Below are 16533 nucleotides of genomic sequence, written 5' to 3' on the forward strand. Positions count from 1 at the left end.
CTTCAGGGTTTCTTTTTTTTCTTCTCGGCCCAGGGGGGATCGAGCAGGTCGATCGAGAGCCCGCGCACCGAGGTGCCCCGGATCTCGTCTTCCTGCTGCCAGCGGTCCCACTGGTTCGGGTTTTGTCGGTACTGGTAGGATTCGTAAGCACTGGAGATTGAGCGGCGGGCCAGCCAGTCGCCGATGTCCGCGCCGAACACGCCGCTCCAGAACGGTAGCAATCCGCGATAGAGAGACTCTGCCGCGGCGGCGTCCCGCAAGTCCACCGACTGCCCGCGCAGCGCCGCGGAACGTGCAAGGGCGGTCCAGTCCACACCCTCGCCGCGCCATGGGAAGAGGCTCTCGCCACTCAGTGGCGGCACCAGCGTGGCATCGAAGCGTGGCGCGTAATCCGAGGGTAGCAGGCTCGCTCCGAAGTGCGGCGCGAAGCGGGGATCGAGGAGGGGGGCGGACGCCTCCGGCTCGCTTCCGGCAGGCGGCGATGCGACATCCGGACGCCCCCCGACCAGCGGGCTCGGATCGAGCTGCAGGCGAAAATCGCCGAGCAGGCCGATGCTGGAAAGCTCCGGCGCATCGCGCAGGCGGATGCCGACGCGCCGGTTCTCTTCCACGGGGCCGAAGTCCTGCACTTCGCCCTGCGCGTGGACGTCGAGCAGCGAACCGGGCGGTAGCAGCGGTTCGATCGCCCTGCGCACGGCGACGCCGCGATGGGCGGACAAGTTGGCGTTGTAGGCGTCGTCGCCCTCCAGTGAAGCGTAGCCGTAGACGTCCACCCACAACCTGCGGCTGCGCCCGCGCATCAGGCCCTCGATCGTGGCGACGTCGCCGGGGTCGAGGTCGGCGCTGTCGCGCTCGAACAGGACGTGGCCGGTCTCCGGCATCACGCCTTCGCCGCGCTCGAACGCATCGCGCGGGGGCGCCGAGCCGATGCCGCGCGGGCGGGGCGGATCGTCGTGGAGCGCGATCGGCGGCGCGGCTCCGGTACGGGCCTGCGCGACGTGGGCGAGTTCGTGAAGCAGTACCGGCGCGCCCGCTCCGGCGCCCAGCACGACCTCGTCCCCCAGAGCGAAGGCATTGGCGCCCAGCACGTGCGTGCGCTCCCGTGCCTCGGCCCCGGTGTGGAGGCGTACTCCGGCCAGGTCGATGCCCAGCTGTGCTTCGGCCTGTCGCCGCACCGTGCCCGGCAGCAGGGAGCCGCCGCTGCGGGGGAGCAGTCCGGCCTCGTCCCGGGCTGCCCGGCGGGATGCGGGCAGCCCGCCGAGCAGCCCCGGTGCGGCCAGCCCGCGCACGGCGGTATCGCGCGCGCGGTTCTCCAGCGTGGGGCGTGCCGCTTCGGGAGAAGCGCGGGGGGAGGGCGCATTCATGGACGGTCCTCCCGGGGCCTGCCGTTCGCGTCGAGGCTCCGGAATTCCCCGGCGGTGTCGAGTGCGGGAGCCCCTGCGCGGCGCGGGGCGGGTGTCCCTGGCACCGGGCAGACCTGATCCGGATTGAGCGTGACGATCAGGTTGGTGACGCTCGCCTCGGACAAAGTTCCTTCGGCCGTACGCGGGGTCAGCCCGGCAAAGCCGATCTCGGCATCGGCGATACGGCCGATGTGCACCGCGCCCGTGCGAACGTCACGCGATCCGCGTCCGCGCGTCGGGAAGCGCAAGTCGAGCGCGCTGAGATCGAAATGATCGAGCCGTACCGCCAGTGCGCCGGGGCGCTCGGGATTGGTGATGCCCTGACGGCGGAGGCTCGGGTAGGCGTTGAAGATCGGATCGAGCGGTTGCAGCGCCCCCGTGACCGTGAGGCCCCCGAGCGCGTGCGGCGCGAGTGTCGCCGTCCCCATCGATCCCAGCGAGACGGTGAGATCCGAACCGTTGTCCAGCCCCAGCGCGAGCGCCAGCCGGTCGATCCTGAGCGGCGCGGCGTAGTCCGTGCCGCCGGAGTCCGAGGATGCCGACGGTGCGCGGGGAGAGCGTGCGCGCAGCAGGGTTTCCAGGTCGATCCGGCCCGCCTCCGCCTCGCGCAGGTGATTGCCTTCGAGGTTCCATTCGAAGAAGTCGTGATAGATCGGGATCGGCTCCGGCGTGGGCCCCATGCCTTCGGGATCGCCCGGCGGGTAGAAGTGGAAGCCGGCCCCGATGAAAAGCGTCGATCCTTCGAGGTGGAAGTCCACCAGGGCATCGGCGAGGTTGGGGATCTGGCCCTCGAGGTCGGCGTAATTGATCGAACCGTTGGTGATCGGAACGTTCACCCCGAAGGTGTAGTCCAGCGAAGGGATGCCCAGCGCCCCGTCGATCCCGTAGGCGCCGGCGAGCGTGAAGCTGCCGTTGACGTGGCTGAACAGCTCGTGGTTCGCGGCGAGCCATGCCGCGCCCGCATCTCCCGCCAGATAGCGCGAGGCTGTTGCCCCGCCGCCGCTGCCGCCGCCTGACGGGATCGGATCGATGCGGAACCACGCGTCGGTGATCGTCGCCGAGGGAATCTCGATGACCCGGCGGCCCTGGTTGTTGCCGCCGAGATCCACCGCGACTTGCGGGGACTCGATGCGGCGGATGTCGAGGTGGATGCCCGCACCCTCGTCGTCGTAGCGCAGGCCGCGTGCGTTGAGGCCGGCGAGGGTGACGTGGCCGCCTTCCGCCGCGTTGTAGGATAGCCGATCGCCTCCGATGCCGGTGCCTTCGCCGAACATGTCGTGCCGGGTGCCGCCCGCTCCCCGGCGTACGCGGATGCGCTGGTCGGGATCGCCCATCACGTAGCCGACGATCTGGGTGGCGGACCAGTTGAGGAGGTCGATGCTCATCGGCCCGTCGCCCGCGAGGTTCGCCTGAAGCACGTCGGCATCGAAGGCCATGCGGGCATTGAGCGAGCCGACCAGCTGCGCCTGCAGCCGCTCGGTGTGAAGTGCTTCGGCGCGTACGATCCCGGTGATCGCGGTGCCTCCGGCGGAGGGCACGATCTCCAGCGGCTCGTTGGTGGCGGGATCGGCAGGGCGGCCGACAAGGACAGGGCCGACCGTGAAGGGCTCGCTCTCCGGCAGGTCCAGCCAGAGGTCGAGGCTCGCAAGGTGGATACGCATCCCCGAGGCGGCCACCTGGCCAAGGCGCAGTTCGTCGATGACGATGCGTTCGTAGGGCGTGCCTGCAGCCGCCGCTGCCGCGGGCGTGGGATGCAGGTGCACCGAGAGCCGCGCGGTGATGTCGTTGACCGTGATCTCGCTGGTGTCGGGGGCGAGGATCTGCATCGACGGTCCCGAAAGCTCCAGCTGGGAGAGGTTCAGGCTGTCCAGATGCAGCGGCGCGCTGCCGTTCGCGCCGATCGAGACGACATTGCCGGAATAGCGGATCAGCCCCGTGTCGAAGTTGCGGAACCCATAGCCGAGATCGACACCCGGCCCGGTGCCGTCTCCGTAGTGGACCGTGCCCGCGCCGGAGATTCCCGTAGCCCGTCCCTCGATCGCACCGCCGGGATCGAAGGCAAAGTCGATCCTTCCGGCGTTCAGCATGCCGCTCGCGCGCAGTTGCTCGCCGTAGCGCACGAGGAAGTCGGTCTCCACCGAGCCGATCGAGCCGCGCGCCCTTGCTGCACCGGCGGTCGGCCCGATGGTGGTCGCCGCGCCGCCGAGGCCGATCAGCAGGTTGTGGACGTTGATGTCGGACAGCGTCGCCGCCTCTCCCGGCACGAAGCGCCCGCCCGGTGCGGCCTCGGGCAGTTCCAGGTGCAGCGAACCGGCATCGACGACGATCCGCGCGGCGCTGATGCGGTCGACATGGAGGCTGTCGATCGCGAATTCGCTGCGCTCGTCCGCCAGCGAGGAATAGCGGCCGGAGAAGCGCACGCCGGTGGCCACCGTCGGGCCGTCGGCGCGGATCGTGGTGCCGTCGGCGGTGTGCCAGCGGATGCGGCTGAAGGTCAGGCTGTCGAGCCACAGCGCATTGATCCGCGTGTCGCCGCCCGCCAGGACGACCTGCCCGGACACGTCGCCGCGCGTGATATGCATGCCCCCGCCGCTGCGTCCGTCCGCGCCGCGATAGGTGACGTCGGTGTCGGAGGCGACGAGGGCATCGAGGGCGACGGTCATCGTGCCGTCGCTGGCCATGTCGACACTGACCGCGCGAGGCGCGCGCTCGGCCCCTTCCGGCCGATCGAGCTGGCCACCGGCCTCCAGCATCCGGCCCATCGCGAAACGGAAGCGCATCTGGTCGAATCCGGCGACCTCGATGGCGCCGGACATCCGCGTCTCCTCGCCGCCGAGGTCGATGTCGAACCCTCGCAGCGCCAGCCCGAGCAGGGCGCCGGAGGTGATCTCGATCCGGTACGAACTGCTGCCAGCAACCAGTTTCTCGTAGCCGAGGCCGCTGCCTTCGATCCGGCCGATGCGGAAGGTCTCGATGTGGATGTTGCGGAAATCGATGCCGCCGTTCTCTCCGGTGCGGCGGCGCAGCAGGATGTCGGCGGTGATGTCGCGCGCGGTGCTCAGGCCATCCGCCCAGATGTGATGGGTGCCGTTGTTGTAGTCGAGGGCCTGCAAGTCGAGCTGGCGCACCACGAGCCCCTCGACATGCAGCCCGTCGGTAGCCACCCGCAACCCGGCGCTGACACCCGAGAGGGCGAGGGCCTGTCCCTCGCGCTCGGTGATGCCCGCGCCGTGGATGCCGCGCACCGCCACGGAACTGGCCCCGATCCGCGCGGAAAACGCCTCGCCGCCGCCTGCCGAGATGGTCGGTCCGGTCACGGTGACTTCGCGCACGCGGATGTCGAGCAGTTCGCCCAGCTGGCGCGACACTTCCAGCAGTTCGCGTTGGTCCTGCGGCGAGCGGGCCAATCCTTCCGGCACGCCGATGCCGAGCGAACGGCTCCGCAGTTCCTCGTAGCGACCGACCAGCGGGCGCAGGTGCAGCAGGTGCTCGCGCTCGGCGGGCAGAGGAGGCGGATCGGCGCGCAACTGCGCCTCGATCGCGGCGAGCGTGGGGATCGTCGCGGGCAGGGCAAGGTCGCGCAGGGTGAATTCGTCGGCGGTCACGCTCGGCCCGCTCGCCGCTGTGCCGAGGCGTGCGGGCGAAGGGGGACCGGCGCTGACGAAGCGGCGGATCGCCTCCTCGCTGGTCATCTGGCGGAAGGCCAGCGCGGCAGTGTCGCCGCCGCCGCGTATGCCGGTCAGTTCCGCATGGCCAAGGCGGACCGGGCCGTCCACGCCGTCGACGCTGACCCGCGCAATGGCGATGGAGAGGCCGCCGACACCGCCCACGCCCGTCTCGGCCTGCAAGGTGTCGAGCCGTGCCTGCTCGGCGGCGCTCAGGCGATGCCCTGCCTGCAGCCGCGCCATGAGCCCCAGCATTTCCGCCTCCAGCGGCTCCAGTGCGGCGAGCCGGGGCCGCAACTCCTCGCGATCGGCGACCAGCCCAGCGACTTGTTCGGGCGCGGCGGCGCGCGCCCGTTCGATCCGCGCGTCGAGGACGAAGATCTGCGCGCGCAGCGCCGCCGCGCGGTTGCCGCCTGCCGCCGCCGTGAAGCCCTCGACCGAGAGGCTGGCGACGCGCAGGTCGCCCATGTGAAGGCCCTGCGCGTCGATGCGCCCGACCGAGATGGTCGCGGTGCCCAGCGAGGTGTTCGCCGCCGCCCGCTCGGTCAGCGCGTCGCGGTTGAGCGCGAGGTCCCACACCAGGCCGAGCACATGGCCCAGGACCGGGGAATCGGGCAGCGGTGCGGTCTGGAAGCTGGCGCTGGCATCGACTCCGGCGATGCCGAGGTGGCGCAGGCCGGTCGGTTCGGCGTCCCCCGCGCGGGTGTGGACGATCTCGTCGAGCGAGACATCGTCCACATGGAAGCGCCCGGCACGCGGCGCCCGCAAGTCCTCTGGCGCAAAGGTGAGCGCGAAATCGAGGTCGGTGAGCGAGACGGCGCCCGCGCGCAGCGTCGATCCGGTCGAGACGGAGGCGAACCGGGTGAGCGCGATCCGGCTGGCCCGCACGCGCATGAAACCGGCGGGCCCGTTGATCTCGATATCGACGACGTTGGGCTGGGCGAGCGCCGCCTCGCGGTTGTCCGAGCCGATGGAAATCCGCTCGCCCGGCGAACGCGCCAGCACCGCGCCGGTGTAGAGCGGAGCCCCGGCGTTGCCCTCCAGCTGTTCGAGGTCGACGGTCACCCTGAGCCCGGTGGTCTCGGCATACGTCGCGGATTCCCCGGTGAAGGGGTCGGTGCCGTGGACGGGGCGGGTGTACTCCTCCAGTTCGTAGGCGCCGGTGCCGAACAGCATCGCCAGCAGGTGGCGGCTGCTCCGCGCGGCGCTGACCGTGTGCGGGCGCGGGAACGTGCGCCCCACGCGCGGGTCGTAGAGCGCGAAACGTTCGACCAGCGGCCCAAGCGGCTCGCGGGTCCAGGCCCGTTGGCGGTGCGACTGCTCGAAGATCCAGTCGAAGTCGCCCGCCGTGATGCCCATCTGGACCAGCAGCGCCAGATCGGCCGGGTTCGTCCCGTCCCATGCCGCCGGGTCGGCCAGTTGGCGGCGCAGCGGGGTTTCCCCGCGCTCGTCAGGGCGGGTGAAGGCGAACGACAGCCCTGCCTCGTGGAGCATCGACTGCGACAGTGCCCCGGCGATCCGGGCGGCATAGGCGCCGCGATCCTCGAGCTCGAAGGCGCGGCGCTGGTCCTCGGGCAGGGCGCGCAGGATGTGGAAGGCGAACAGCGCCTCCTCGAACGTCACCTCATCGATGGTAATGATCCACAGGAAGGTGCTGACGTGGAGCAGCCGCCGCAGGTCCTCGCGATTGAACGCCGGATCGCGGGCGCCGAGGACAGTGGCGAGATCGTTCCAGTAGCGTCGGTCCTGTTTTACCCCGTCGGAGAGGGCGGAGAACAGGCGGCGCATCAGGCCCAGGACGTCAAGCCTTCGCACGACGGCCGGCAGGACGGACAAGCCGGGCGCCGGGCGCGTGGACGTGGCCGCGGTTCCTTCCGGCGGCGCGTGGGCAGGAGCCGGCACGGCGAGCGCGGCCAGTCGCACGAACAGGCGATAGGCCGCCTCGGCGCTGTCGTCGAAGGCGCGGGCGGCGGCGATCAGTTCGGCCTGTCCTTCCAGCAGCGCGCCCGCCTCTGCGGTGAGGTCGGACAGGGAACCGTCTTCGCCGCGAACCACGATAAGCCCGGCCATGGCGGCTTCGGCGCGCAGGTCGTCCGGCAGTTCCTCGATCAGCCGCAGGTAGAGGCGGCCCTCGTCGAGCGACTGGAAGCGCGCCTGCTCGGCGGGCGGCATCGCGCGCAGCATGTCCCAGGCGAGCGAGGCCTCCCAGTCCCGCACTGCCCAGTCGAAGAAGCTGCGGCTCAGCAGGGTACGCATCCGGGCCATGGTCCTGTCCGGCCGCCGGGTGCGGACGAGCATCGCGAAGCCGCGCGCTTCGGGCGTCTCCCCCCGGCGGTCGACGGGTTCGAGCGCGCCAATCCAGCGATCGACGATGCCTGCGCCGTCGAGCCGGGCGATGACGCTCTGCAGGCTGCTTTCCGGCAAGGGGGGCAGGGCGGCGTCCGGTGCAGGTGTCGGCGCGCCCGAAAAGCGCGGATCCGGCACCGCGAGTGCGGGGTTTTCAGCCAGCAGCCGAAGCGCCTCACGTGCGTCTTCGCGGCTGGCGTCGGTGAGCATGATGGAGAGGGTGCGGCGCAAGTCCTCTTCGCGCCGGGTGAGGTCGGGCGCGGCCGCACGCCGTCCCGCTTCGGTGCGCGCGGCCCGGCGGCCGGCCTCCTCGCGGTCGTATTCGGGCAGGGCGGTTGTGCGCAAGGCGCGTAGGTCCGCGCCGTTATCGCCGCCTTTGAGGCGCGTGAGCTGGCCTATCGGCACGCGGCGCAGCGTGGTGACGGCGGCGTGATGTTCGGCCGGACTGAGCGAGCCGGGGTCGAGCCGCATCGCCCGGAAGATGCGATGGCCGTTGTCGGCGCGGTCCAGCATGTCCGTGGTGAACGATTCCGCTGCGGCCAGAACCTCGCGCCGATGGCTGCGTGCATGATCATCGCCAAGGCCGTTCGCGAGCGCGGCGAGCGGCCCGGTGCCCAGCTGCGCCGTCAGCACCCGCGCCGTCTCGAAAGGCAGCGGCGCGAGCAGGTCCAGCACGCGGGTCACGGCATCGGCGGACGGGGTTTCCTGCGCGAGCACGCGAACCATGTCCTCGCGCTCGTCCCGGTAATTGGCCTCGACAACGTCTTCCAGACTGCGTGCAGGGGGCGGCTCGGCCCCGTCGAAATGCAGCGCGCCACCGGTCGCCGCACGCGGGCGCGGCGCCATGCCTCCGCCGAGCAGGGCTGCGGCCAGGCGCTCGGCCTCGCGCTCGGCGGCAAGCGGCGACGGCGGTGTCGCGGAATGCAGGCGGCCTTGCGCGACATGGACGAGTTCGTGCGCCAGCGTCAGGCGGCTCGCCTCGGATGCCGGATCGTAGCCGCGCAGCCACACCACATTGCCCCGCGCCGCGCCCCGCGCCCCGGCATCGGCCAGCAGGCGGTCGCCCTCGCGATCGAGCCGGAGATCGACCTCGCTCGCCGCAAGGCCGAGAGCCGGGGCGAGGCAGGCGAGCGCGTCTTGCGCGGCCTCGCGCGGGGCGCTCACGCTCTCGGTCGGGGAAGGGGCGGCGCGTTCGCTCATGGCGCGCGGCCTTGGCCCGCGATCCCCGCATGGACGCGGGCGGCGGCGGCGCGGCCGATGTCCTCGGGGCGGGGCCGGGCGGGAAGACGCTGCGGCGCTGCGGCGCGTGACAGGCCGCGCTGGCCGACGAGACGCTCAAGCTCGGAGGAGAAGGCCGCCCCGGCGCGCCCTGCCTCATCGGCGTTGAGGCCGTGGAAGACCAACTGGCCGACCTCGATCGCCACGCGGCTCACAGCCAGCCTCCCAGTTCGGCCGAAGTGACCGGCCGCTCCAGCTTGCGGCATTCGAGCACGGCGGCTTCGTGCACGTGGCGCATCTCCACGGCGTCCCCTTGCGCAGCGGCGAGGAACGCGGCGTTGACGGCGATGCTGCGGATGTTGCCGGGCGCGACGTTGAGGCGCGCGAGGCGGTCGAAGTCCAGCCCTTCGGTCGGCGTGGCTTGCGGGAAGGCGCGTTCCCAGACGGTCCGGCGCAGCGCTTCGTCGGGGAAGGGGAAGGCCACCACGAAGCGCAGGCGGCGGAAGAACGCGGCATCCAGCGATTCGCGCTGGTTGGTGGTGAGGATGGCGAGGCCGGTGTAGCTCTCCATGCGCTGCAGGAGGTAGCTGACTTCGATGTTGGCGTAGCGGTCGTGCGCGTGGCCGACTTCGCTGCGTTTGCCGAACAGCGCGTCGGCCTCGTCGAACAGCAGCACCGCGCCGCTGCCCTCGGCGGCGGCGAAGACGCGGGACAGGTTCTTCTCGGTCTCGCCGATGTACTTGCTGACGACTCCCGCCAGATCGACGCGAACCACGTCGGTGCCGAGGTCGGCGGCGATGACTTCGGCGGCCATCGTCTTGCCGGTGCCGCTGGAGCCCGCGAACAGCGCGGCGATGCCGAGGCCGCGCCCGCCGCGCGCGGCGAAGCCCCAGTCCTCGTGGACGTGGCGGCGGTACCGCACTTGCGCGGCGATGGCGTGCAGCGCGGTCTTGAGTTCCGCGGGAACGATGAGGTCATCCCACGTGGCGACGGGGTGGATGACTTCGGCGATGGCGGCGATATGCGCCTGCGCATGGGCGCGGGCCTCGCGGTGGAGCAGGTCGCGCGCCGCCTCGCGGTCCAGCCCTTCGGCCAGCGGGCCGAGGCGCGCGATCGCGGTCGGGCCGATGGCGAACTGGCTGGCCAGGGCTTCGCTCGCGCCGTTGAGCTTGGCGGCCTGAGCCTGCCCCAGCGCCCGCGTCCAGAGGGCATGGCGCTCGGACGCTTCAGGCACTTGCAGTGTCGCGGAGACAAAGGGGCGGCGGCATGGCAGCGCCCCCGCGCCGCCGCTGATGATGATGCAATCGTCCAGTCGATCGACGAGATCGGCGGCGAGCGCGGCCTGTTCGGGAGCGATGTCATCGGGCAGCTCGATCAGCAGCGCGAGGCCGCCCAGCAGCGCCTCTCGCCGCCACAGGGCTGCGAAACCGTGGCGCTCGGCGGGAGTGGGCGGTAGGTTCGCCGCGCCAAGAACATGGAGGCGGCGCCCCAGCCGGGTCGCCGCAGTCTGGGCGATGAGCCGGGCGTCGGCGGGCTCGCCGTGATGCAGGTGGATCGCGGGTGCCTCTCCGTCCGCGCGCATCGACCACCAGCGCTCGACCAGCCGCTCCGCCTGGGTGCGGCCGTAGGGGCCGATTTCCGCGCCTGCCGCCACCGGGCGGACGAGCGGGGCGAGGCGTTCGTCAAGCGCGTCCTCTCCCAGCAGCGCGAGGAGGATGCGTTCGTCGATCAGGAGTTCGGAAAGGGTCGGTCGGTCGGGATCGGCGAGGCGCAGGCACCGCAACGCGCGCAGCGGGGCGTCGGGACGCAGCGCCGACCATGCCGCCTCCGGCAGTACCGCCATGGCGAGGGCGGCGGTGATGCGGCCTTGCGGGTCGCCGGTCACGGCGGCACAGAGCGCTACGGAGCGTGCACTCAAGTGCGGCAGAGCGGCCAGCAGCAGGCAATCACGGGCGAATGCGATGAGGCCAAGGCGCTCGGCGAGACGCCTTGCCGGCCCACCGGATTGGGCGGCCTCCTGCGCTGCGTGCAATGTCGCTTCGGCGGCCGCGATTTGCTCGCCTGTTCGCGCGGCGGCAAGCGCGAGGTGCGCTTCGATCACGGCGATCTCGCCGGCGAGAGACGGCGCGCTCATATCGTCACCAGCGGGGTGGCGAAGCGGCCGTCGCCGCCGGGGGTGAGCAGGCTTTCGGCGCCGTCGATGCGCAGGCGCACGAGGTAGTCGCCGCGCGCGATGGCGCGATAGGGGATTGCGATCTGCGCAGCCTCGTCCACGCTTTCGGCTAGGCCATTGGCGGCGGGAGCGGCGATGGCATAGCCGCGTGGAGGCCGCGAGGCGGGAGCGCCGCGCTCGTTGAGCAGCACTTCGACCCGCTGGTCACGGCCGATGGCGCGGGCGGCGGTGACCGTCAGTGTGCCGTCGGCGTAAACGATGCCGTCGATGGTCCGCGTCGCGGAATTGGCGGCGGAGACGGTGTTCACCACCGGGCGCAGGATCAGCGCGGCGGCGTTGGAGAACACGCCTTCGTGCGCGGTGGCCGGATCGCCCATTTGGCGCGGGTGGATGACGGTGACGCTCTGCACTCCGGCCCGCGGGCGAGGGGCGGCGGCGAGGTCCACGTTCAGGATGTGGGCGCGGGAATCGGAGGCGGGCGCGTGGTCGGTGGCGCCGATGCGGACCACGGCGCCGCTGGCGGCGAGCAGGCGCAGGCCGGCGATCGCCAGCGTGTCCTCGGTGGTCACCGCCGCGCTCGGATCATCGGCGAGGCCGACCCGCGCGATCTCGGGCAGCGCCAGCGTCTCGCCGAAGACGGCGCGGGCAGTGGCGGGCAGGGCGGTGCGGCCCTTCGCGCGCGGATCGATGAGCACGACGCTCGCTTCGTAGGCGACGGTGGTGCGGTAATGCGCCTGGAATGCCGACCAGATCCGCGACATGTCCTCCAGCGCGACGGCGGTGGGAGTCAGCTTGACCAGCTCGATCTGGTCGGCGAGCCCGCAGTTCTCCAGCGCCGTGGCGAGCGGGCTCGCGGCCGTGGGCACCAGTGCGCGGCGCACCGCCTCGCGCGTCAGCACCGCGTTCTCGCCGAGGATGCGCAAGGTGTGGCCGAGCAGGACTTCGGCGACGAACATCTCCGCCGCGAAGGTCGTGACGAGGTAGTGCAGCGTGATCGCCAGCGGCGGTGCGGAGACGAGGTCGCCGCCGCTGTCGCGCCCAGGCAGCCCGAGATTGCGCCAGGCCGCGTTGGGCGTGACCTGATGGAGATAGAGGTTCACCCGCGTCGGCTCGGGCTGGCCGGGCTTGGCGACGAGGTCGGGCGGCCCGGCACTGACGCCGATGGTGCCGACCGCGTCGCCTGCCTTGTCGAGCGCAAGGCCCTCCACCACGAGCTGGCGCAGCACGGCGGTGACTCCCGCGATGGCGAAAGGCGTGCTCATCGTGCGCGCTCCCCGCCCGAAAGGAACTCTGCGAGCGAGGGGCCGGGCGACGGCGCAGGCGAGGCAGGCTGGCGCCGTGCGGGCGGCGGAACGGGGGGCGGGGGCACCGCATGGACGTCTATGCGCTCGATCCGGATGATGACCGGCGGCTCGCCTCGGGGCGTCGAAACGGAGCGTTGGCGAGGTTGCGGAGCGGCGGGCGTGGGCCGGGGTATCGCATGCGCGACCGGCCGAGGAGCGGGTTCAGCGCGGCGCGGCGGGGGGGCCTGAACGTCCGGGCCGGGCGTTGTGCCGGCGCGTGCGTGGACTTCGACGTGGCGCACGATCTCCTGCAGCACCGTGCGTTCGGAGGTCTGGAGGTTCGGGGAGGGCGAGTTGGGCACGAGGCGGGGAGCCAGGCGGTCAGGCGCTTGGGCCGGGGGGTGCGTGAGCGCAGGCGTACGGCCGGGATCGGCAGGGGGCTGCGGTATCGCAGGACGTTCGCCACTCGGTATCGCCGTCTGGATTGGCGGCACGGCCTGAGAACGGAAGCGCGGTTCCGGATTCTCAGCGGACGTAAGCACTTGCGTAACCTGCACCACCGAACCCTGCCGGATTGTCGGCGCGGCGGCGGGGGCCGTGGTACCCGGGCGCGGCGCCGTGCTTTCCCTTGGGGCGGAGGGCGCGTCCATGACCGTGCGCGGTATAGGCTGCACGCTCCCGGCGATCGGCTGCGCCGGTTCCTCGAAGGCCGTATCTTCGCCGCCACCCTCGTAAAGCGTGCGCGGGCGCGGGGAGAGCAGCGCCACGCGGCCCGAGGCTCGGGCGGCGAGGGTGGCGAGATAGCGGCTCACCCTGCCAGCTCCAGATAGGCCGCGCGGCGCTGCGGGGTCATCGCCAGGATATCCGCCTCCCGCCAGCCGTAGGCACGGGCGAGCGCGGCGACTTCCGCCAGCAGCCGCCGCGCCTCGGCGGCGACCGAACGGGCGAAGTGATGCGCGGGATCGTGCAGCGCCGGAATGCTCGCGCCGCAATGGGGGCAGGCGACGAGCAGCGTGATCGCCGCCAGCGGATCGGCAGCTTCCAGCGCATCCTCGATCGCGGCGACAACTTCGGGCGGGAGGTTCGCGGGATCGGCGGGCGCACCATCGCGGGTGCAGAGCATCACCACGCGGGCGAGGAGGGCGCGCTCGGCCGCTTCGGGCTCCTCCATCGCCAGCGCCGCCATGTCGCGGCTGTCGGCGGGGCGGGCCTCGATCCGCCATGCGCCGGACGTTATCGCGATCGGCGCGACCTCCTCCGGCGCCATCGCCAGCAGGCTGTCGGCATCGAGCGTGACTTCCGCCGTCTCGCCGCACTCTGCGCAGGGCACGGTCGCCTCGATGGCCGGGCCGAACAGCCGCCGCTGGTGCGCGATCAGCTTCCCGTCACGCGCGCCGACGGGAAGCCGCGCAAGGGCATCATCCTGCACGCCACTGGGCTCGGCAGCCCGGAGCAGGGCAAGCGGGCTCGTGCCCGCCTCCCATAGGGCGAGCAGTCCCTTGGCCGGGTTCGTGGACATGGCCTTACTGCGGTTCGACGAAGCTCGGTTCGGAAGGCTCGGTTACCGCGTAGTCGCGCTCCCAGCCTTCGTTCTCGATCTTGATGTGCTGGATGGCCACCGCGTTGGCGTTGGCGTCGAGGTCGGGCATCGACTGGAACTCGCTGATCCAGCAGCGGAACAGGCGATAGACGATCGCCGGTTGCCCTGCCTCGTTGTAGAGTTCGATGGTGATGTCCTTGCGGAAGTCGGCGAGCGAGACTTCGGCGCCGAGGGCGGAACCGAAGTTCCAGACCTTGTTCGCCCACCGCTCGAACTCGACGTCATGGGTGACGCCGCGTTCGAGGGTGACGGCCTCGAACTCGCTGCGACCGGGCGACTTGCGGCTGGAGGAGGGATCGCCCCCCTCGCGGTGTTTGACTACCTCGGTAGTGCGCTTGAGCGCGCTGACCTTGCTGACGCCCGCGACATAGCGGCCGTCCCACTTCACCCGGAACTTGAAGTTCTTGTACGGGTCGAAGCGCTGGGCGTTGACGTTGAACTGGGCCATCGGGCAACTCCTCCCTTGCCGATTACGAAGCGGCCTGACCGGCCAGCTGCTGGATGCGGATCATGACGAATTCCGCGGGCTTGAGCGGCGCGAACCCGACCAGGATGTTGACGATGCCCCGGTCGATGTCGGCCTGCGTGGTCGTCTCCTTGTCGCACTTGACGAGGTAGGCGTCGCGCGGGGTCTGGCCCTGGAACGCGCCCTGCCGGAACAGGCCGTGCATGTAGGTGGTGAGGTTCAGTCGGATCTGCGCCCACAGCGGTTCGTCGTTGGGTTCGAACACGACCCACTGGGTGCCCCGGAACAGGCTTTCCTCGATCATGAGGGCAAGGCGCCGGACGGGTACGTACTTCCACTGGCTTGCCTCCACGTCGGAGCCGACGCGGGTGCGCGTCCCCCACGAGAGCGTGCCGTAGACCGGCAGCGCGCGGATGCAGTTGAGGCCCAGCGGGTTGAGCAGCCCGTTCTCGGAATCGGACAGCTTGTAGACGAGCCCGCGCACCCCGCGCAGCTGTGCATCGGTTCCGGCGGGGGCCTTCCACACGCCGCGCTCGGCGTCGGTGCGGGCATAGAGCCCGGCGATCGCGCCGGACGGGCCGAAGGTGCGCAGCTGGAAGTCGTTGAGGGGATCGGCCATCCGCACGCGGGGGAAATACGTGGCCGCGTTGGCGCCCTTGACGGTCAGGCCCGAGGAGATCCACTCGAACGCGCGGTCCACGGTGTTCACGGTCGGCGGCGGGTCGATCAGCAGGAAGGCGCGGCGTTTGGTGCAATAGTCGAGCGCGGCCTGATAGATGGCGTTCGGGTCCAGCCCGGTATCGAGCGCATTGGGATCGCCGGGGCTGGCGCGGGTGGCGTCGGGCAGGACGAGGATGTTGAAGATGTCCGCCTTTTCCAGCGCATGGATGCCGGTGAAGGCTGACGGACTGCCGATCACGTCGGCGCTCTGCGGCAGCTGGGTGCCGTCGGCGCCGGGGACGGGGTTGCGCTGGGCGGCTTCGGCCGTGCCGGTGCCGAGGCGGTAGCGACCGACGTTGAAGTTCGCCGCAGGCAGCTTGAGCATAGCGAGGGCGCCTGCCGGGGCGCTGTCCGCCAGCGAAAGCGTGGTGTCCACGGCCGCGGGGAGCAAGGCCGGGTCGAACATCGGGGCGATGCGCAAGGCCTTGCCCGATCCGGTGACGCTGACGGCGACGGCCCCGCCGGGCAGTGCGGCGGCCAGCGCCTCGTTGAAGCGCCGCTCCAGCAGCCGGGCCAGCGCCACGACCGAGGTGGGCAGTGTCTCGGCCTGCTTGATCAGCGTGACTTCGAGCGCGGTGATGGGGCCGCTGGGCCGGTTGGCGGTGACCCGGACCTTGTACGCCTTGTCGTTGGCGAGGCCGGTGATCCCGGTGGAGGTGACGGTGAAGTCGGTGCCGACGATCCCGCTCTCGGCCGGGCGCGCGCCGGGGCTCGCGGCGGGGACCTTGGCACTGGCAAGGCGCGAACCGTTGGCCGGGTCGTTCAGCACCGCCTCCACGAAGCGGGGCGAGGCGGTCGATACGCTGAGGTCGGCCCAGCGCTCGACGGCGCCGCTGCCGAGATCGGTCAGGGTGAGGTTGAAGTTGCTGGCCGATGCCCCGTCGTAATCGACGTCGGCGACGATCCCGTTGCCCCAGTCGCCCTTGCTGGTCGCGGTGAGGGTGAAGCTGACCTTGGCGGCGTTGGCGACGCCTTCCTTGAGGTTGACCTGCGCGGCGACCCCGTCGCTCTTGGGTACGCGCACGACGATCGCCTGGCCGCCGCCGTTCTGGAAGAACTGCTGGACCGAATAGCTCAGCTCGCTGTTGGCGGCGAGGCCGCCGAATTCGCGCTCGTAGTCGGCGTAGCTGAAGATCGTCGTCGCCCGGTTGTCGAGCCCGCGCGCGGTATAGCCGACGAAGGCGGCGATCGCGGTGGGTACGCCGGCCAGCGGACGCACGCCGCTGCCCAGTTCCTCGACGTAGACGCCGGGATAGGTCGGTACGATAGGCATGAGGCCCCTCCTCCCCCTTGTCCGCACATGCGGATGGTGGATCGATGTTGATGGGAAATCGACCTTGAATGATTATCGATACGTATAGCTACTTGGCGACCGGATCTGCTTGCGGCGACTCAATAGCACCGGGGGAAGTTCGGGGCACATGACGATCTATGTTAGAGTATGTTTGTCGGTGTGCGGCGAAATGACTTATTATGTAGATCAACTGATATTGGTTAACGTCATGTAGTATTGCTTCTACTTGATTGGATTGTCTTTCCCTGAATTTCGACTGTCGTTGCGGGTTTTGCATGCGGTAAAGCGTGGCGCTTTGCCGCGTCACTCTGCGCAGGATTGAGTCGCTGCGCTTGCCATGACGATGCGGCGGCAGGTCACCCGCT

9 protein-coding genes are annotated in these 16533 nt (G+C 70.9%); all 9 read right to left on the reverse strand.

The annotated features are described in order from the left end of the window. Window positions 1-2: 2 nt before the first annotated feature. Genes ACYPYD_RS15390 through ACYPYD_RS15430 form a run of 9 tightly spaced genes read right to left on the reverse strand, consistent with a single transcriptional unit; the run spans window position 3 to window position 16147 of the window. Window positions 3-1364, reverse strand: coding sequence for an eCIS core domain-containing protein (locus tag ACYPYD_RS15390; protein WP_211150822.1), 1362 nt, complete (start codon window positions 1362-1364; stop codon window positions 3-5). Then, the gene (locus ACYPYD_RS15395) at window positions 1361-8614 is read right to left on the reverse strand and encodes an eCIS core domain-containing protein (RefSeq protein ID WP_459664035.1); all 7254 of its coding nucleotides are present in this window, start codon (window positions 8612-8614) and stop codon (window positions 1361-1363) included. The genes ACYPYD_RS15390 and ACYPYD_RS15395 overlap by 4 nt, the downstream gene beginning before the upstream one ends. Continuing rightward, the gene (locus ACYPYD_RS15400; protein ID WP_008831692.1) at window positions 8611-8847 is read right to left on the reverse strand and encodes a hypothetical protein; all 237 of its coding nucleotides are present in this window, start codon (window positions 8845-8847) and stop codon (window positions 8611-8613) included. The genes ACYPYD_RS15395 and ACYPYD_RS15400 overlap by 4 nt, the downstream gene beginning before the upstream one ends. After that, window positions 8844-10766, reverse strand: a complete 1923-nt coding sequence (locus tag ACYPYD_RS15405; RefSeq protein ID WP_459664037.1) for an ATP-binding protein — start codon at window positions 10764-10766, stop codon at window positions 8844-8846. Before ACYPYD_RS15405 ends, ACYPYD_RS15400 begins: the two co-directional genes overlap by 4 nt. Then, window positions 10763-12067, reverse strand: a complete 1305-nt coding sequence (locus tag ACYPYD_RS15410) for a DUF4255 domain-containing protein (protein ID WP_459664038.1) — start codon at window positions 12065-12067, stop codon at window positions 10763-10765. Before ACYPYD_RS15410 ends, ACYPYD_RS15405 begins: the two co-directional genes overlap by 4 nt. Further along, entirely contained in the window at window positions 12064-12900 is an 837-nt protein-coding gene (locus ACYPYD_RS15415) for a hypothetical protein (protein WP_459664039.1), read from the reverse strand. The genes ACYPYD_RS15410 and ACYPYD_RS15415 overlap by 4 nt, the downstream gene beginning before the upstream one ends. Further along, complete coding sequence (locus ACYPYD_RS15420; RefSeq protein WP_459664040.1) at window positions 12897-13607, reverse strand: hypothetical protein; 711 nt, start codon at window positions 13605-13607, stop codon at window positions 12897-12899. The genes ACYPYD_RS15415 and ACYPYD_RS15420 overlap by 4 nt, the downstream gene beginning before the upstream one ends. A 4-nt stretch (window positions 13608-13611) precedes the next feature. After that, window positions 13612-14136 (reverse strand): phage tail protein, encoded by a 525-nt coding sequence (locus ACYPYD_RS15425; protein WP_008831688.1) that lies wholly within the window; start codon window positions 14134-14136, stop codon window positions 13612-13614. Between the two features lie 22 nt (window positions 14137-14158). After that, the gene (locus ACYPYD_RS15430) at window positions 14159-16147 is read right to left on the reverse strand and encodes a phage tail sheath family protein (RefSeq protein WP_459664041.1); all 1989 of its coding nucleotides are present in this window, start codon (window positions 16145-16147) and stop codon (window positions 14159-14161) included. Window positions 16148-16533 lie beyond the last annotated feature (386 nt).

This window comes from Novosphingobium sp. 11B (genome assembly GCF_054589055.1).